The sequence below is a fragment of the Terriglobus roseus DSM 18391 genome (genome assembly GCF_000265425.1).
GTDB lineage: Bacteria > Acidobacteriota > Terriglobia > Terriglobales > Acidobacteriaceae > Terriglobus > Terriglobus roseus.
Map to the genome: position 1 here is coordinate 439,651 of NC_018014.1, position 18,158 is coordinate 457,808.

12 protein-coding genes are annotated in these 18,158 nt (G+C 60.7%); 5 read left to right on the forward strand and 7 right to left on the reverse strand.

Features of this window, described 5'->3' with window-relative positions:
• Window positions 1–15: 15 nt before the first annotated feature.
• From TERRO_RS01850 to TERRO_RS01860, 3 genes are read right to left on the reverse strand one after another with little or no spacing between them, the layout of a single operon-like run.
• A complete protein-coding gene (locus TERRO_RS01850; RefSeq protein ID WP_014784298.1) occupies window positions 16–1,602 on the reverse strand; it encodes a fucose isomerase in 1,587 nt (528 codons plus the stop codon).
• The gene (locus TERRO_RS01855; protein ID WP_014784299.1) at window positions 1,599–2,492 is read right to left on the reverse strand and encodes a dihydrodipicolinate synthase family protein; all 894 of its coding nucleotides are present in this window, start codon (window positions 2,490–2,492) and stop codon (window positions 1,599–1,601) included. The genes TERRO_RS01850 and TERRO_RS01855 overlap by 4 nt, the downstream gene beginning before the upstream one ends.
• An 11-nt stretch (window positions 2,493–2,503) precedes the next feature.
• Window positions 2,504–3,589, reverse strand: coding sequence for a sialidase family protein (locus TERRO_RS01860; RefSeq protein ID WP_014784300.1), 1,086 nt, complete (start codon window positions 3,587–3,589; stop codon window positions 2,504–2,506).
• Window positions 3,590–3,673: 84 nt separating this feature from the next.
• Here TERRO_RS01860 and TERRO_RS01865 point away from each other — a divergent pair, with 84 nt between their 5' ends.
• Window positions 3,674–4,438 carry a GntR family transcriptional regulator gene (locus tag TERRO_RS01865; protein WP_217164429.1) on the forward strand — a complete coding sequence of 255 codons (765 nt, stop codon included), beginning with the start codon at window positions 3,674–3,676 and terminating at the stop codon, window positions 4,436–4,438.
• 7 nt (window positions 4,439–4,445) lie between these two features.
• Here TERRO_RS01865 and TERRO_RS01870 read toward each other — a convergent pair whose 3' ends face one another.
• Window positions 4,446–5,720: an MFS transporter gene (locus tag TERRO_RS01870; RefSeq protein ID WP_014784302.1), complete on the reverse strand. Its 1,275-nt coding sequence runs from the start codon at window positions 5,718–5,720 to the stop codon at window positions 4,446–4,448.
• 184 nt (window positions 5,721–5,904) lie between these two features.
• On the opposite strand from TERRO_RS01870, the gene TERRO_RS01875 reads away from it, so the two are divergent.
• The 4 genes from TERRO_RS01875 (at window position 5,905) to TERRO_RS23015 (ending at window position 14,733) form a co-directional block, all read left to right on the forward strand.
• Window positions 5,905–8,595 (forward strand): glycoside hydrolase family 2 TIM barrel-domain containing protein, encoded by a 2,691-nt coding sequence (locus TERRO_RS01875; RefSeq protein WP_014784303.1) that lies wholly within the window; start codon window positions 5,905–5,907, stop codon window positions 8,593–8,595.
• Window positions 8,596–8,742: 147 nt separating this feature from the next.
• Window positions 8,743–9,921, forward strand: coding sequence for a phosphoserine transaminase (locus TERRO_RS01880; RefSeq protein WP_014784304.1), 1,179 nt, complete (start codon window positions 8,743–8,745; stop codon window positions 9,919–9,921).
• Between the two features lie 811 nt (window positions 9,922–10,732).
• Complete coding sequence (locus tag TERRO_RS01885) at window positions 10,733–14,164, forward strand: MBG domain-containing protein (RefSeq protein ID WP_157178222.1); 3,432 nt, start codon at window positions 10,733–10,735, stop codon at window positions 14,162–14,164.
• 272 nt (window positions 14,165–14,436) lie between these two features.
• On the forward strand, window positions 14,437–14,733 hold the full coding sequence (locus tag TERRO_RS23015) for a hypothetical protein (RefSeq protein ID WP_157178223.1): 297 nt from the start codon (window positions 14,437–14,439) through the stop codon (window positions 14,731–14,733).
• Window positions 14,734–14,768: 35 nt separating this feature from the next.
• Here the strand turns inward: TERRO_RS23015 and TERRO_RS21735 are convergent, their stop codons facing one another.
• The 3 genes from TERRO_RS21735 to TERRO_RS01905 form a co-directional block, all read right to left on the reverse strand.
• Entirely contained in the window at window positions 14,769–15,995 is a 1,227-nt protein-coding gene (locus TERRO_RS21735; protein ID WP_014784307.1) for a hypothetical protein, read from the reverse strand.
• 218 nt (window positions 15,996–16,213) lie between these two features.
• The gene (locus TERRO_RS23020) at window positions 16,214–16,618 is read right to left on the reverse strand and encodes a hypothetical protein (protein ID WP_157178224.1); all 405 of its coding nucleotides are present in this window, start codon (window positions 16,616–16,618) and stop codon (window positions 16,214–16,216) included.
• A gap of 595 nt (window positions 16,619–17,213) precedes the next feature.
• On the reverse strand, window positions 17,214–18,149 hold the full coding sequence (locus TERRO_RS01905; RefSeq protein WP_014784309.1) for a hypothetical protein: 936 nt from the start codon (window positions 18,147–18,149) through the stop codon (window positions 17,214–17,216).
• Between the last annotated feature and the right edge of the window lie 9 nt (window positions 18,150–18,158).

The window sequence follows — 18,158 nt, forward strand, 5'->3', positions numbered from 1 at the left end:
TTCCGTCGAGATGGCCTAAACAGTCACACCACAAAGATTGACGCGGATGCCCAGCGCGGCACACATCGCAGCCTTCACCTGAAGGGCGTGCATCGCTTCGTCGCGGCTGCCCGCATAAGCAATGCTGACATGGTTTGCGCGATGCCGTGCCATGAAGGCATCGCGTCCCACGCCCTCCGTTACCACGCTGACCATGGGCCACTGTTTTGTTACTTCACTCCATCGCGCTTCGGTCTCATCCGCGGGCAGTGTCACCACCTTCGCCAGGCCCATGTCGATGTGCATCGTGCCTGCCTCAACGAAGACGCGGCTCCACACAATGTCCCCCGGACGGCCGATGCCCTTCAGCGTGCCGCCGCCAAGCGGGAAGTACATCGGCGGCTGTCGATCGCTCTCAGAGCCTGCATAACCACCGACGAAGTGGCTCGCGGGCGCTGCGCCGCTGATCTGCCACAGCCATACAAAGTCGTCGCCGAAATCTTTGCCCCACCGAACGTCATGCAGCGTCGTCGATGGATCGAGACCCAGCGCCTTCCACACGCGATTGGTCACAACGCCATCCACGCCAGCGCACTCATCCACTTCGTTGAAGTGCGGGAGCGCATCGCTTGCGAAGAGCTCACGACCGTCTTCAGCAAGCACGGGCGGACGATCCGGATTGTTCAGCAGACCCTCGACCAGGTCGGAGGCAGGCGCGAGATCTTTCAATCCCTGTTGGTACTGGATGCCAATGCTGTCGCAGCCAAACTCATCCGCGATGCGGACGGCGGCGACATACATGCGGCACTGCGACAGAATCTGCGCGTCGGTCAGTTCCGTGGCTTCGTCGGTGCCGGTATTGAACTTCAATCCCTTGGCGTCGAGCCATGTGCGCACGGCCTGCGCGTCCGCATCGCGGACGGTGCGCATGCGTGCAAAGAGCGCAGACTGGCTCAGCCGTTCCTTGAAGAACCCCGAACGATTCAGCGGCTCGTCATCGATGATGGCGTTGTACATGCCCATGCAGCCTTCATCGAAGACGCCGAGGATGATCTTGCGTGCCAGCAGATCTGAGGCGAGCTGGCCGCCCAGATTCTTCGCGTCTGCTGAAAGCGCTGATAGTTCCAGCGCGTTCACATGCGACAGGTCGTGCACGAGGGTGCCGGTCTGCAGCCACTCCCGCAAACCATGCAGGGCGAAGTCGTCGGTAAAGCTTTCGCTCCATAGTGTGGAGAAGGCAACACCGGCCTTCACCAGCGATCCATTCAAGTTCAGCAGGCCCACCAGGCCAGGCCACTGGCCTGACCAGTTCGCAACCGTCAGGATGGGGCCGCGATGCGATCGCATGCCCGGCAATACATGATGCGTGTACTGCCACGCGGCCGTTGCAAAGACCAGCGGAGCATCCGGCGGAATCGTCGCGAAGACATCCATGCCCATGCGCTGGCTGCTGATGAAGCCGTGTCCAAGCTTTGCGTCGACAGGAAATGCGCGGACGAGCTCATGTCCCTCGTCGGCAAACGCCTTCGTCAGTGCGGCCTCAAGCTGCGCCTGCGCGGGCCAGCAGACTTCGTTTGCACTCTGGCGAAGATCGCCGCTGGTTACGAGATAGACCTTGCTCATGCCGCACCTGCCTCGGTTGCCTTGTTCATCCAGTCCACGAACCACCCGCGCAGTTGCGCGGCCTCTTCAGCGCGTTCGGTCGAGAGTGGGAAAGGATAACTCTCGCGCGCGAAGCCGCGTACGGCACTCGTCACTTTCAGACCCCACGGTGTGGGCAGCGTGCCCAGGTGCTCGATAAAGTCATCCAGCAAATCCTTGTAGCGAGAGAAGTCATCGCCGTTGCCGCCGGTTGCGTACAGCGACGTCATCAACTCCGGCAGCGTACACGCAACGCCGGAGACTACGCCATCGCAAAGTCCCTGCTCCATGGCGTCGCACAGGGCACTGTCGTTGCCGATGATGCGCGCCGCGTCAACCTTCGCGTCCGTCATGGCGCGCACAATGTCCAGCGAGCCACTGCTGTCCTTTACGCCGACGATATTGCTGTAAGCGCCCAGCAGGGACAAGACCGTCTCCGGGGTGAGTCCACTGGTGAACTGCGGCAGGTTGTAGAGCAGCACGGGGAGCGAAAGCTCACGCGCGACAGCGATGGTGAAGGCACGCAGGTCATCCTGCCGATACGGAAAGAACGACGGCATCGGCAGCAGGACGGCGTCCGCACCGGCATCCGCTGCGGCATGCCCTCGGGCCACGGCACCGGGCACATCGCACGCACCAATGCCGCACAGGATCTGCGCGTTCGGTGCGGTATCGCGCGCTGCCTTCACAAGCTGTGCAAGTTCTTCCACCCGGCTGACGGTGAATTCACCCGTAGCTCCGTTGACGGCGTAGCCGGCCAGCTTGTCTGCGGCGGGCGCAGCAAGTTGCGCGCGAAAGGAGGTTAAATCAAGCTCGCCGCAGGTGCTTCGGGGCGTAAGGAGAGCGGCATATACGCCGGAAAAGCGAATCATGGGGAGTTCCTCTAGCGGGGAATGGATGCGAGCGGGAAGCTTGCGTATCGAATCGTCTTGCGCTGCCACGTGTAGGTCATGTGCAGGTTTCCGTCGGTGCCCTGAATCAGCGCGGGATAGGAGAACTCGCCGGGGTTCTCGTTTTCCACGATGGCAAAGTTGGTGAAGTGCTCGCCGTCTTTGCTCACGGCCAGGTTCAGTGGCGTGCGGCCCGTCGGCGTGTCGTTGTAGAGCAGGACGAATCGGCGATCCTTCAACCGCACAATGTCGATACCGGAGTTGGGGTTGGGCACATTCAGCTTGCGGGCATCGCTCCATGTCTTGCCACCATCGGTGGAGTCCGCAACGCAGATCTTGTTGATCTGGATCGACGATCGCATGTACAGGCGCAGATGCATGCCGGGCTTGCCGTCATTCATGGGGATAACCGTCGGCTGAATCAGGCCGATGGCCTTGTCCGGATCCAGTGCGGACGCTGGCGCATGTAGGAGCTCCGGAAGGGTGATGGGGCCGGTGCGTGTCCAGGTCATGCCGTTGTCGGTGCTGCGTTCCACCCATACGGACCACGAGTGATAGCTCTCTACCGAACTGCCGCTGACGATGGTGCCATCCGGCGCCACGTAAGGCTTCGCACGGATCGGTCCGTAGACGCCCGCGGGCAGATGCTCTACCTGCGACCATGTCTTGCCGTCGTCATCGCTGTAGCGCCGCGCGGCAGTCCACTCGGCCGGGTGGGGACCGTACTTGAAGTAGAGCCACAGACGACCGGTCTTCGCGTGGAAGAGCACAGGATTCCATGTGGGCGTGCCGGGTTCGCGGGCCATCTCGATCGGCGCAGACCATGCACCGTCCACAGACCGGCGCGACATCCAGATGGCCACATCCGGCGCGCCTTCCTTGGTTCCGCCGAACCATGCGGAGAGGAACTCGCCCTTGCCAACTTCCACAATGGTCGATGCATGCGCTGAAGGAAAGGGGGCGTTCTGGTAGATGAACTGCTTCACCGGTTCCACCGCCTGCGCGCGGCAGAGTACGGCCGCAGGAAGCGTAAGAGAAAGCAGTATGGCGGTGCTGCGGAGTGCGAGCGAGAGTCTCATCGAGGTCGAGACTAGCAAAGGTGTGTAGCGTATGTCGACATACAGCGGGCAATAAATTTCACGTGGCTGGATTAGACTTTTCCCATGCCGCGCCGCTCCAGCACACACCATCCCGGCCCAAGCCAATCCGTGCGGATGAAGGCCTACCAGCTCATCCAGCAGAAGATCACCTCCGGGGATCTGCCCGCAGGTTCGCTGCTCTCAGAACTGGCGCTTTCCAAGGAGCTTGGCAGCAGCCGAACACCCATCCGCGAGGCTGCTGGGCAGCTTCTTGCAGAAGGTCTGTTGGAGTTGAGCCCAGGCGGCGGCCTGATCGTCACGCAGCTCTCGCGGCAGAGCATTACGGAGCTTTACGAACTCCGCGAGGCGCTTGAAGTCTTCGCCGTGGGCCGCGCCGCGCGCGAGGGAGTACGTCCTGCCGACAGGCAGCGGCTGGAAAGTCTGCTGGACGAGACGCAGACGCTACTGAAAGAGATGAAGGCGAGCGGAAAGCCGGAGCTGAACGCCGAGCAGATGAAGCGCTTTACCATCGCCGACCTTGGCTTCCACGCGATGCTCATCCGCCTGGCTTCGAACGCGCGCATCCTGAAGGTTGTGAATGACACGCGGCTGATGATCCGCATCTTCGCCATCCAGCGCAGGGGCCATCGTCGCGATGAGCTGGAGCGCATCCATAAGCATCACCGCGCTATCCTGCAGGCCGTGTTGAAGGGCGCTGAGGAAGAGGCGAAGCATCTACTCGCCGAGCACATCCAGGCCAGCGCTCGCGAGCGTCTGGATGACTTCGATCAGTGGGAGCGCGAGACGCATCTCGCCGCGCTGAACACGGCAACGCACTTCGGCATGTAACGGTCCGCTACGCTGCGAGTTTCGGCGCCGATCGACGCAGGTTGCGCACCAGCACCAGCAGAACGACACCCAGCCCCAGGTAGATGGCAGAGGTCGCACTGAGGCATACGCTCATGCCAAAACGCCCAGCTGCGGCCGCAATCAGGATGGGCGCGAAACCACCACCAAGCCATCCCAGCGAGTTCATCGTGCCGGCCGCGACGCCGCGGCGCTCGACGGGTATGACGTCGTAGAGCGACGCCCAGATGTTTGCGTCGTACATGCCCTTGAAGAAGCCGAAGCCGATCATGCCAACGATCAGGCCCGCCATCGACAACGACCAGCCCGTCAGGAAGATGAAGGGCACACCCATTAGTAATCCGAAGGCCTGGATCATCTGGCGTCCGCCAACGCGCCGCACTGCAAATTTATCGGCCAGCACGCCACCCAGCAGTACGCCCGTGACCGAAGCCATCTGCAGATAGGCGGTACTGCTGAAGCCTGCGCGTGCCAGGCTCAGATGGAACTTTGTGAACAAGTAAGTGGGCAGCCACGTGAGGAAGACCACCGCCACAAAGTTTGCACCAATGAAGACACCGATGAGCGTAACGACGCGGCCCGACCGCAGCGTATCGCGTACGCCGTGCAGAAAGTTTTGATCCGTCGTGGTCTCCGTAGCTAGTGCGCGTGCAGGAGGTCTGCGTAACAACAGGAACAGTACAAGTCCAAGCAGCACACCGGCCACGCCGAAGACGACGAACGAGCTGCGCCAGCCATGGCTTTGCGCAATTGTGGCTGACAGCGCACCACCGCCAATCGTGCCCGCATACACACTGGACTGGTGCAGCGCCATAGCGCGCGAACGCGTCGCAGCCGAGTGATACAGGCCGATGAGCGCCATCGCAGCAGGGAAGTAGAAGGCCTCACCCAGACCACCCAGTGTGCGAAAGAAGACCATCATGCCAAAGTCATGACTGATCGCTGTCCCTGCCGTAACGGCTGACCAGAAGATCAGAGCGCCCAGGATCACGGTGCGCGGCGAGACACGATCCGACAGCCATCCCGCGACCGGACCGGCGACCGCGTACATCCACATGAAGGACGACGCGATGATGCCAAGCTGCAGATCACTCAACGAGAGATCACTGCGCAGCAACGGAAAGATCGATGAGATCGCCTGCCGGTCCGCGTAGTTACAGAAGCACACGCACCACAGCATCGCGATCAGCCACCAGCGATAGCTGCTGCTTCGTGCGTCTTCCACGATGGGTGTGTCGAGGGCAGTTGCGGGTGCTGCGGGCAAACAGGCTTCTCCGAGGGGGTTGGATCCATGGCGGTTCGCCACGGTATGTCGACAATAGTATGCAATGCCGAGAAGTATGTCCCGCGAAGTCGCTAACTTCGCTGCGTGACAAGAGAACACCGGCTCTCTACAATCCTCCGCAGCTTCCACACCACCTAACCACGTAGGCCTGAAGGGTTTGCCCATGACGCGCCGTACACATCTGTTGTTGCTCTGCCTTTCGACCCTCCTCAGCGCAAATCAGACGATGACCGCGCAGACGGCCAGGGCGCCACGCACCGCGGCCAGCCCGCGCGTTGAGATGTCTCTTCGTGATGGTTGGCACTTCAAGCTCGGCAACGGCAAGGCATCCGAGCTTGCGACGGAACCCGATTCAACTTGGGCCACGGTCAGTGTGCCGCACACCTGGAACCGCGTCGGCTACTACAAGGACAATCCCTCGTCGCACATCAACACCGCGACGAACGTTGTTACGACGCAGGGTGTCGGCTGGTACAAGCTCGTCTTCACACCACCCGCAGCGATGGCAGGCAAGCAGAGCTTTCTGCAGTTTGACGCGGCCAGCCGCATCGCGACCGTGTGGTTGAACGGAACGCAGCTGGGCACGCATCGCGGCAGCTTCTCGCGCTTCCGTCTGGACAGCACGGCGGCGCTCAAGCCCGGACAGCCGAATACATTGACCGTTGCCGTCGACAACTCCAAACCCGCGCCAGGAAGTTCCACGGCAGATGTCCTGCCGCTTACGGGAGACTTCTTCGTCTACGGCGGTCTGTATCGCCCGGTAACGCTCGTCGCGACCGGCAAGGTGCATCTCGACCTGATGGACTACGGCTCCACCGGCGTCTATGCGAAGACCACGAACATCTCGCCGTCTGAAGCGCAGGTGCAGGTTCGCACACGCGTACGCAACGACAGTGGGCAGAGCAGCAACCTCGTCATCCGCACACGGCTCATGGACGCGCAGGGCAAGATCGCCGGGCAGCAAAAGCAGTCTGTCACGGTCGGTGCGTCGAGCGCCATGGATAGCACGGCGAACGTTTCGGTCCCGCGTCCGCATCTCTGGCAGGGTGTCAGCGATCCTTACCTCTACCGGCTCGTCGTTGAGGTTCTCGATGAGCATGCCAAACAGCTCGATAGCCAGTCACTGCCATTCGGTATCCGGCAGGTTCGGTTCGACGCCAATCTTGGACTGTTCCTGAATGGCAAGCATGTCGCGGTGCATGGTGTGGGCTATCACCAGGATCGTGAAGGTAAGGGCTGGGCGTCGGAAGCTGCGGACGTTGCTGCCGATGAAGCGACCATGCGCGAGATGGGCGTCACCGGCATCCGCCTGACGCACTATCAGCATGGTCAACCGATTCACGACCTCGCAGATCGCGACGGCCTGGTCGTATGGGATGAGATGCCGCTGGTGAGTCAGTGGACCATGGGCGAGAATCTGCAGCCGACGGACGCTCTGCGTGAGAACGCCCGGCAGCAGTTGCGCGAACTGATCGCGCAGGACTTCAACCATCCCTCCGTCGTCACGTGGTCCATTGCCAATGAGGTGGACTTCGGAAGATCCATACCCGGCTTCGTCGGAAGTGCGAAGGCGGGCACGCCCGATCCGGTGCCGCTGCTCCGAGAGTTGAATCAGCTGGCTCACGAACTGGACCCCAGCAGACCAACCACACTGGCCACCTGCTGCGAGGCAAGAGACTACGGGCCCAACGCCGCGATTCCCATCACCGGTGCTGTGACCGACCTGTCCGGCGCCAACCGCTACTACGGCTGGTACTACGACAAGCCCGCAGACCTTGACGCCCATCTCGACACCCTGCATCGCACTCGCCCGGAACAGCCGATGGCAGTGACAGAGTACGGCGCAGGCGGCGCTATCTCGCTGCATTCGGACAATGCGCTGGGTGGTCCCGAATCACGCAACCGCCCGCAGGCGGAGGAGTATGAGTCCTACATCCACGAACAGAACTGGTCGGTGCTGCGCAGCAAGCCATATCTGTGGGGCACGTTTCTCTGGAACTCATTCGACTTCGGCAGCACCACGCGCAGCGAGGGCAACGCCCAGGACATCAACACCAAGGGCATCGTCACCTTTGACCACAAGTATCGGAAAGATCCGTACTTCTTCTACAAGGCAAACTGGGCGACGACACCAACGGTGCACATCAACTCCAGCGCGTACACCGAGCGCGCCTACCGCGTGGCCGACGTTCGCGTCTACAGCAACGCTCCTAAGACGTCGCTGACCCTGAATGGCAAGCTGATCGGTGTCGTCGAGAACTGCCCTGACCGTATTTGCGTCTGGAAGGGTGTCACACTCAGCCCCGGTGCCAACACGGTGGTTGCAAAGGGCGATTTCGCCACCGGCCCCGTCGCAGACACAGCCCGTTGGCATCTCTCCGATGCCGCATCGACGGACACCAACATTGACTGCGGCGCGCTGGTCGCGGGCGCAGGGGACGGAAAGATCTTCGGATCCGATGCGTTCTTCGAGGGTGGAACGGCACAGGTCATCGCAGGTCCTGCAGAACGCGGTCGGGCACCGGTGCCACCCGCGATCAAGGGCACCAGCACGCTGGACCTGGCGGCGACCTATCGCGCCGGAACGTTCAGCTACCGCGTACCCGTCGCGGACGGTGGGCATCGCGTCACGCTGACGTTCGTTGAGCCGTCACTCGCTGCCGGCAAGCGCGTATTCAGCGTCCTCGCGAACGGACAAAAAGTCGTCGCCAATCTCGACGTAGCGGCAGCCTCAGGCGGCACGCTGACCGCATTTCAGCGGAGCTTCAACGTGTACGTCACCAGCGGCACCCTCACGCTCGACTTCAAACCGACCCAGGGCGAGGCGATTGTCTCTGCCATCGAGGTCCACTAGCGTCTGCTGAAAGATTCCCGGCACGCCGGACGGTCGCAGCGAACTTTGGCCCCATCGCGTCCGAAGGTGTCCCCACCCGGGGTGCCTCCGGGCGCGTTCGCGTCTATCCTAGAAGGGTTACGAGACCACGATCAGATTTGGGGATGAATGCAATTGAAAGAGCAAGCTACTCGACCTGCAAGCCTACCGACCAACCCACATTTTTCGTCAGGCCCCTGCGCGAAACGACCCGGCTGGTCGCTGGCTGCTCTGGGTGACGCCCTGGTAGGGCGTTCGCATCGCTCCAAGCCCGGCAAGGCCAAGCTGCAGGAGGTCATCGAACTCTCGCGTGAAGTGCTGGGCATTCCATCCGACTACCGCATCGGCATCGTTCCCGGTTCGGATACCGGCGCGATTGAGATGGCTCTGTGGTCCATGCTCGGCGCGCGCGGTGTCGACGTGCTGGCATGGGAGAGCTTCGGTAAGGAATGGGTCACGGACATCACGAAGCAGCTCAAGCTGCCCGATGTGAACGTCTACGAAGCCGCCTACGGCGACCTGCCTAATCTTGCGCAGGTGGATTGGACCCGCGACGTTGTCTTCACCTGGAACGGCACCACTTCGGGCGTCCGCATCCCGAACGGCGACTGGATTCCTGAGACGCGCGAAGGCCTAAGCTTCTGCGACGCGACCTCGGCCGTCTTCGCGATGGACGTTCCCTGGAAGCTGCTCGATGTCACCACCTGGTCCTGGCAGAAGGTGCTTGGAGGTGAAGGCGCGCATGGCATGATCGTCCTCAGCCCGCGTGCGGTCGAACGCCTGACCTCGTACAAGGCTCCGCGCCCGCTGCCCAAGATCTTCCGCCTCGCCAAGGGAACGGAGCTGATCGAAGGTATCTTCAGCGGCGAGACGATCAACACGCCCTCGATGCTCGCCGTAGAGGACGCGCTCGACGGTCTGCGCTGGGCAAAGTCAATTGGTGGCCTCAGCCAGCTCATCGCACGGTCGCAGGCAAACCTGAAGGCCATCTCGGACTGGCAGCAGACCAGCTCCTGGGCAGCCTTCCTGGCAAAGGATCCAGCAACCCGGTCCTCAACCTCGATCTGCCTCGCAATCAAGGACGCTGACTTCCTTGGCTGGGACGACAAGAAGCAGACGGCGTTTCTCAAGTCCCTGATCGGCCTGGTCGAGAAGGAAGGCGCAGGATTCGACATCGCCTCCTATCGTGATGCTCCTACCGGCCTGCGCATCTGGGGCGGCGCCACCGTTGAGACAAGCGATATCGTCTGCCTGCTCGGCTGGCTCGATTACGCCTTTGCTACGACGAAGAGCAGCCTGGTCGGCTAGTCGCTACCCGAACCGCCGCATCACCGGTCCTGAAAGTCGAGAGCATGCAGCTCGACTTTCAGGATTTCACTTTTGAGGTGGGCACAGACGCAACGGCAAATGCTCCCAAAGGGAGTGAGGTCGAGCTTGAGTTTTTAAGGGATGTTTGGTGGACCTGACCGGGATCGAACCAGTGACCCATTTCGGCCTATCGGCCCAAGTGTCTTTCGAAGCTGCCACTTTCGCATTATTGCGCAGCCGCTCCACAAAGGGCATGATCACCAAGATCACATAGAGATCTATCTCGGCATGGAGCTTGTGGTTACACCTTTAGAGCAGATTCGCCCACTCTCGTAATCACGTTCAACGAGCTTTCCTCACAGCCTCCGACCAATTCAATACGGTCTGAGTACCGTTCGTGTATTCGCGTCGCCGTCATCGACAGTCCGTAGCCGCGATCCTGTCATCACCGCCTGAAGCTATTCGAAATAAAGAAAGCGCGGGTTTATGGGATCGTAATCACACTCTCGTCACGATAAGTCACCCTCAGTCCGGCAAGATCTTCTCCTTATCCCCCAAAGGTTTACTAATGGCTGCCCTGTCTTTCTTGCTTCATGCCCTGAAGCGGCACGCGGTGACGCGTTTTGCTCTGTCTGCAGTTCTTTCTCTGACAGTCCTTCCAAGTGGCACACCTGCACGCGCCCAGGGCCTGCCCGTTGTTGTGCCTGGCACGCTAGCGCAGGCCAGTACATCTTCCGGGGCATGCTTCACCTTGCACCAATGCGGCGATGGGGGGCCACTGTCTGCGGCATCTTTTGTGCAGCCGGATGATATGGCGTTCGATCGCAGTGGCAACCTTTTCATCGTTGACGCCTCGGACGTCCGTGTACGCAAGATCACAAAGGGTGCCGGGCCCCTCCGGGATGGCATCGTCACGCCGTTTGTGGGACAGTCGCGCACCAAGTGTCCTAGCCCAACCGCACCTTGCGGAGACGGTGGCCTGGTGTCGGATCCATCCGTGCTTCTCAATGGCCCCCGCAGCATCGCCTTCAACGCGGCGGGAGACCTGTTTATCGCGGATTTCAATGACAACCGGGTTCGCCGCGTCGATCATGCAACCAGCATCATCACCACTTATGCCGGCAACGGCACCACTGGCTTTTTCAATCCCGTCAGCATTGAAGGCCTTTCTGCAACGCAGGTCGGCATCCAGCCCAAAGAGGTCGCCCTGGCCCCGGACGGCACCCTTTATATTGCCAATGGCGTATCGGACGGCCCGATTCTCGCGGTCGACCCGACCACTGGACGTATCCGAACCTATGCAGGCTCCGCGAGCGGTTGCACCGGCTGTGACAATGTACCGGCAATACAAGCGAACATCGGCTGGCCTTCCGGCATGTCAGTCGATGCGAACGGCGATTTGTATTTCGTTGATATTTCCAACCATGTCGTGCGCAAAGTTACCAAGAGCACCGGGCTCATCACCACCATCGCGGGCGCCGGCAGCAACTTTCCCTACAACACGGTCCAGTTAGCGAAAGATACGGAGTTCATCAGCCCGGAGGATCTTCTCATCCTGCCGTCTGGCGACCTGCTGGTCGACGACAGCGGCGTAGGCGCAGGGCAGATCTTCCGCATCGAAATGAGCACGGGCCGTCTTTACCCCATCGCGGGCTGCTCCGGCTTGGTCAACACCTGCGACCCGACCTCCACGGTTGCGACGCGTGGGCGCATCGATACCCGTCGTATGGCGATCGACGCGCAGGGCAACATCTTCTACACATCTCAGGCCGTGGAAAAGCCCATCTACGAGGTGGAGAACACACCCGCGACCATTCGCTTTGCTGATACCGCCCTGAATGTTCGCAGTAGCGACAGTCCGGAGACTGTCTATCTCATGAATTTCGGTGCGGGTGCGCTGCCCCTGGCTGCCGGTACGCCGGGCGTGCCTTCCACGTATACCCCGCTGCTCACTACGACCACCCCGGGCGCGAGCAATAGCTTCACACTCGACGCCGGGGGCACCGCTGCTGACACCGTTACAGCGGCGTGCCCGGCGGCTGTGGCCTCGCCCTCCGCCATCCCGTCCGGAACCACCTGCCGCTTCAACGTAGTTTTTCAGTCAACGGCAACTGGCTCCATCACCGGTCAACTGAGCATCGCCTATGACGGCTCCAATCCCGCCGGCTCGCAGCAGATCGTTCCACTAAACGGCCGAACGACGGCCGCCACCGCTACGACGAACGCCACAGTGGCGGCAAAGACCATAACCTACAGCGCCGCCTCTGTCACCCTTAGTGCTTCGCTCACATATTCCGAGACCATCGCACCGTCCGGCGCGGTGACGTTCCAAGTAAGTAGCGGAGCCGCGGTGACGGCCACCTGCACCGGTGCAGCGTCGCCTCTTACCTGCACCGCCAGCTACGCAACCTCGACGCTGGTGGCCGGGTCCTATCCCATCGCCTTCCACGTCGCCGCTGACGGCACTTATGCAGCAACGGATGCGACTGCGACGTTGACTGTCGACAAGACTACCGCCACCGTCACCCTCGGTTCACTGACCGCCACCTACGACGGCAACCCCCACGCGGCCACGGTTGTGACCTCACCAGCCGGCCTTGTAGTTAGCGTCAGCTACGACGGTGCTCCGACTCCACCTTCGGCGGCGGGTAGTTACTCAGTCTCGGCGTTGGTGACCGACCCCAACTACACCGGATCCGCGACCGGGTCGCTGGTCATCAGCGCGCAGACCGCGTCCAGCATCACGTTCAACGTTCCACCGCACACCTTCGGCGACGCCGACTTTAACGTCAGTGCAGCCTCGAACTCGCCTGGCACCTTCACCTATCAACTCATCAGCGGTCCGGCAACAATCAGTGGCACGACCGTGCACCTCACCGGCGCGGGCAACGTGACCTTACGGGCTTCGCAGGCGGCTTCCGGCAGCTACTCTGCCACCACAAAGACGGCCACGACGACTGTCGCCAGGGCTACGCCCATCATCCGGTGGCCTGCGCCGGCAGCCGTTGCGTACGCAACGCCCCTCGGTGCCGCGCAATTGAACGCGACCGCTACGGGTATCGGTGGCGCGGCACTGCCAGGCAGCTTCACGTACACCCCACCCGCGGGCAGCGTTGCCGTCGAGGTACCCGTGCAGACGCTGCATGTAGTCTTTACGCCTTCGGATACGGGAAACTACAACATAGCTGCAGCTTCTGTCTCGCTGCCCATTTCGTCTGCCGTCCTGGTCGTGACGGCGAACGCAGCCACGCGCCTTTACGGCACAGCGAACCCTGCACTTACTGGAACTATCACGGGCCAGCAAAACGGCGATACATTCACTGAGACCTTCAGTACAAACGCAACGACGACTAGCAACGCAGGCACCTACGCCATCGTGCCCGCAGCTGCGGGGCCAAATCTCGGTCTCTACACCCAGCAGATCCGCGGCGCGGCCCTCACCATCACGCGTGCTCCTGTCCGCATCACTGCCGTTTCCTCGGTTGTTTCTCCCGCGGCAGGGCAGAGCTTTACTCTGACCGTCACCGTGCTCTCTACGACGACCGGCATACCGACGGGGACGGTGCAGTTCCTAGACAACGGCAACCCCATCGGTACCGCCACACTCAGCGGAACGCAGGCCATAGTAACGAGCAGCGTTACCAGTGCAGGCCCCCACGTGATCTCGTTGGCCTACAGTGGCGATGTCAATTTCCTGCCGCTTACGAACACTGATAAGACTTTCACCGGCGGATCGCAGGATTTCGCCCTGACCCTGCTCTCCGCTCCGACATCAAGTTTCCACGTGGGTGAGAGCGGATCCTATCAACTCCGCATCGCTCCCCTTACAGGCCAGAGCTTGGCAGCCGATGTGAATCTTAGCTACTCCGCAGATCTGCCGTCGTACGCAGTTGGTCAGTTCTCGGCCGTGAAGGTGAATGCCGGGTCTGGGGCCACTGACATCACTTTTAGTCTTGTCACCACGAAGCGTGCCCTGCGAGAGGATCTCACTCGCAGGGCCGCTGAGATCGCCGTCGCTCTGTCAATTCCACTCGTTCTCTTTCGCCGCTGCAGGGCACTTCGCGGAGCCTCACTAGTCGCCATGATGGTGGCGCTCCTCTTCCTATCCGCTACCTTGAGCGGCTGTTCCACACGGTATTCCTATATCGGGAGCACGGTACCCATCGTCATCAAGGCGCAAAGCAACGACGGCATCGTGCATACCCTAACCATCGAGGCAAAGGTCTTGCAGACCGGTCAATGAACGTAAGATCGCCACCTACGCGAGATCTTGCCGAGTAAGAGAACGATCAATTCGACTGGCAGAGTAGTCGACACGCATCCTCCATCCCTGGATGAATTGATCGCGTGGGCTAAGGGCAAGACGGTGCTGAACCTGGATATCAAGGATGCTCCTGCGCCATTGAGGCTGGATGCAGTCCGCCATCAGGATGCGTTCCGCACGGTACTTTTCACGGTGCATTCCGCGGAGGAGGCGAGGTTCTTCTACGAGGCAGACCATCGCAGCCTCCTGGCGTGCGTCCTCTTCAACCTCGACCAGATGAAGAGTTACGAGGCGGCGGCAGGAATCCCTGGCAGAACATTGCAATCGCTTATGTTGGATCGAAGGGCGTCCCGGAGAATAAGCCGCTGTACGACACGCTGCACGGGCGGGGCGTGAAGGTGATGGTGGCTACAGCTCCAACATACGACAAATTGCCCATGATGAAGCAGCGAGCCGCAGCCTACCGCAAAGTGATCGAGGACGGTGCCGATATCGTGGAATCAGACCGCCCGATCGAAGTTGCTGACGCACTGAAAGTAGGCAACTAACCAGCTAAACAATCGCCGATACTCGCGAGCCCACCTTACTTGTCGTTTATGTAAGGAGTATCTCCAAGAAAGACCATTTCGGGATCCAAGAGCGCAGGATCGTGGTGTGAAGCATAGGCGAAGAACCGTCGTTCCGATCGCCCGCCCGGATAGCGCAGTTCGATGGTGTGGTGATGCAAACGATAACTGCCAACGCCGGACTGCTTTTTGGAGCCTCCCGCAATGGCTACTCCGCTTGTATTACCGCTGCCGATGATCCCGACATCCTGTCCGCTGTTGAACCGGCCGTCTGCGGCAAAGCTCATCTTGCTTGAGACAAGTATGCCGACATCGCCTCCCACGGCGCTATTGCCGCCACCCGAGACGCTTTTGTAACTCTTGTGGAGGGGACCACCCTGTTCGGCAGCAAAAGCACGAAAGAGATTGCCATCCTGCAGCTTGTAATCGTGCGGCCTGCCCCGGTTGTCACTCAAGAGGTAGGTACCGCCGTTTGCCTTCCACGTTCCCCAGTGGACAGGTCGAAGCTGACGTTCCTGCGGTAGGTCCAGATCCTCTAGGGCGGTGTCATAGGCCTCGAAGTAAGTGCCATCGCGGAACAGCACGAGCGGCTCATACTGGACGATCATCATGCCGCCGTAACCACCTCCATAGGAGGTGCGGAAGAGCACTTCGCTGACCCTCTCCCAGTTTTCCGGGTGCGCGGGCGGCTGATCTGCACTGACCGGCTTCGGCGGCGCATTCGTAGGAGACCTTGTGCTCGATGTCGTCGAACGCGCGGACGTGTCGGTTTCGCGGTGAGGTGATGCTGGGCTGGGCGTAGCCCCTCCATTAAGTTTTGCGTATTCACGAGCGGAGGACTGCAGCTCTGTGGAACAGCGTTGTAGTGCGCCCGTCAAGGAGAACATGGCCTTCAGGCCGGCCTGCGCGCGTACATGGCAAACTGCGCTTGTCGCGGCGGTGGTCACAAACGCGTGCAGGAAGCCTGCATCGTTAGTGAACTGGACGCTCCACGCAGCGACGGTAGTGGCCGCACCGTGCTTGATCTGCGGCTGGGATCCCGGCTTGATCGGCCCCAGAGCTTCCGACCATCGCTGCACCTGCGCTTGCACCCGGGCAAGTGGCTCGACTCCACTTGCACCTTCTTCCTCCATGCGCACCGTAAGAGTGGCGGACAGGCCGGTAAGCTCCCGGCCTGGCACCTGCGAGAGAAGGCTGAGGGAGGGTGTGAAGAGGAAGAGTATTGTGGATAGCCGAACAGCCATTGAAGCGTTCCTTATCAACCTTGTGAACACGAGCAAAGCCTCACATACTTTTCCCGCCAATGCATGGCGCTACAGCGTCAGATCCATTCTGCCCCAAGTACCAGCTAAGGCTTAGCGCATTGCCTGTCTTTGCTCTGCTTAACCCAAGCGGCTGGGCTCACTCAAGGAATGTCGAGAAGAATTTTCTTGGGCTCAGCGTGTGCAGCGAGTGACTCCGTTTACAAGGTAGCTTCACTGACCGGCAATGCGGTGAGTTCCGCGCGCACACCGGGTGACCCGTACGTATAGACCGTAAGCGACACGTTGCGCGATTCGCCCGCTTTCATCCTGGGTAGATCGCTATGCTCAAACCCGGTTATCAGACCATTCGCGTCGCGCAGAATTGCATACAGGGACACGGCCGCCGCAGCCTTTCCCGTGTTTTGCACCGAGCCTGACACACGCGTCTGGCTAGAGCCTTCCTTGGGTAGTCCTGGTTGCACGGTGGTCACGAATTGCGCGTGCCTGGAATCGCCAAGCTTGTACGATTTTGTGGGTTTCCACTGTAGCCGCGCCTCATCAAAGGCCGCTGCCGCGCCGTCATCATAGTGAAAGAAGAAGGGAACGCCGATGCCTGGAACCAAGTCCGCATAGCTCCTCGTGGCACGTCCAACCTCGCGACCCTTCCGCATCAGCACCAGCGTAACGTCTGGCGTGATCGCTACCATGTCAGGGCTGTCGTTGCGTACTTCTCCCAGGTAAACGCTGCCTCCTCCCTCGTCCCTCAAGTGCCTCGGGGCATGCGTTGTCACCAGCAGCCGAGTCTCGAACTGAGGCAACTCTGCGGTTCCGTTGGGAGTGTCCAACACGTCTTGTGCTTCGAAGTGCACACCAGCCGGTATGATTCGAATCGCAGGATTGTCCACGCGAATAATGCGGGTCCCCGGAACTGTTGTCGCCGCACTATTCTCATTGATTATGGGCGCGGGTGCCGAAGGGCCGGCATGCTTCGTGGAGGACAAGAACAAGCCCACCCACACGAGAGCCGCGAGGATCACGGGAATCGCGGCGTACCTGAGAATCTGCTTCCGCCGATTTGCTACGGTAGCTCTCGGTTCGGGCTGCGTGGCTCCGCATTGCGGGCAGACCTGGGTTCCCGGACCATTCCACTCCAAGCTGGCGCCGCAGTACGAGCATGTGACTTGGCCCATCATCGTCTTGTCCTTCGCGATTCGTGCATCAACGGGTGCGGTCGGTGAAGTGTGCGTTCATCAGATATTCGTAAGTCGGTACCGGCAAGTCCTTGCCATCTAAGCTGGCGTTCAGGGACAGCAGCGCCTTTTCGCCGGGACGAATGTCTGAGAAGTATCCACTCGCAGTGCCAGCCACCTGCTTGTTGCCGTCGTAGAGCATCAGTTGAACCTGTCCTGTTACGGGGCGGTTGAAGGTGTTTTGTACGACCCCAATCAGGCGATATTCTGCTGTTCCTTGCTGATGAACAAATTGCGCTTGCGAGAGCACCACGTTCGCAATTTCGTCTGTGCTCTTATCGATCTCTGTAGGCGGCTCCACCTCATAGCGATCGTGGGGCTCCGAAGAGATGACGCGGAACTTGACCGCGGTGTACTCGCCCGGCTGCAGGGTCTGTATGTCAGAGTCAAAGATTGCAGTATCTCCCTTCAAGCCCTTCCGGTACGTCGTCAGACCGTAGCGCGGCACCTCAATGGTAAAGCCGCTGTGGTTGTACACCAGGCCGGTGTAAGTTCCCTCCCAGCTCGATCCCTGCTTCCATTGCAGTGGGGATAGCACCACCTGTGAAAGCGGCACGACGCTGTCATGGCCAGTCGGCACTGAACTGTGTCGCCGCGAGCGCGACGGTAGCACAATCAGGAACACTGAAAAGAAGAGAAGTGCCCCCACCGTCAGGGCTATCGTGCGCACCTGCGACAGCCGAGTCGGCCCAAGCGGATTGGCGGCCGTTGAAGGTGAACCGTGCAACGCATTGCGTAGCAACGTCTCCACGCGGTCCGCATCGTCATCGCTGATGACCGTAATGGCGCCGCAGTGAGTGCAGCGGTATTCCTTCCGGTCAAGCCGCTCCATGCTCGCACTGCCACACTGACGGCAGCTCACGGTCAGATCATTGAGCCCGGTTTTTACACTAGCCTTCGACATGGTGTCCTG

What these genes read in the sequence shown, in the direction of transcription:
- TERRO_RS01850 (WP_014784298.1), bottom strand. Translation starts at nt 1,602, where the DNA reads ATGAGCAAGGTCTATCTCGTAACCAGCGGCGATCTTCGCCAGAGTGCA.
- TERRO_RS01855 (WP_014784299.1), bottom strand. Translation starts at nt 2,492, where the DNA reads ATGATTCGCTTTTCCGGCGTATATGCCGCTCTCCTTACGCCCCGAAGC.
- TERRO_RS01860 (WP_014784300.1), bottom strand. Translation starts at nt 3,589, where the DNA reads ATGAGACTCTCGCTCGCACTCCGCAGCACCGCCATACTGCTTTCTCTT.
- TERRO_RS01865 (WP_217164429.1), top strand. Translation starts at nt 3,674, where the DNA reads ATGCCGCGCCGCTCCAGCACACACCATCCCGGCCCAAGCCAATCCGTG.
- TERRO_RS01875 (WP_014784303.1), top strand. Translation starts at nt 5,905, where the DNA reads ATGACGCGCCGTACACATCTGTTGTTGCTCTGCCTTTCGACCCTCCTC.
- TERRO_RS01880 (WP_014784304.1), top strand. Translation starts at nt 8,743, where the DNA reads ATGCAATTGAAAGAGCAAGCTACTCGACCTGCAAGCCTACCGACCAAC.
- TERRO_RS01885 (WP_157178222.1), top strand. Translation starts at nt 10,733, where the DNA reads ATGGCGTTCGATCGCAGTGGCAACCTTTTCATCGTTGACGCCTCGGAC.
- TERRO_RS21735 (WP_014784307.1), bottom strand. Translation starts at nt 15,995, where the DNA reads ATGGCTGTTCGGCTATCCACAATACTCTTCCTCTTCACACCCTCCCTC.
- TERRO_RS01905 (WP_014784309.1), bottom strand. Translation starts at nt 18,149, where the DNA reads ATGTCGAAGGCTAGTGTAAAAACCGGGCTCAATGATCTGACCGTGAGC.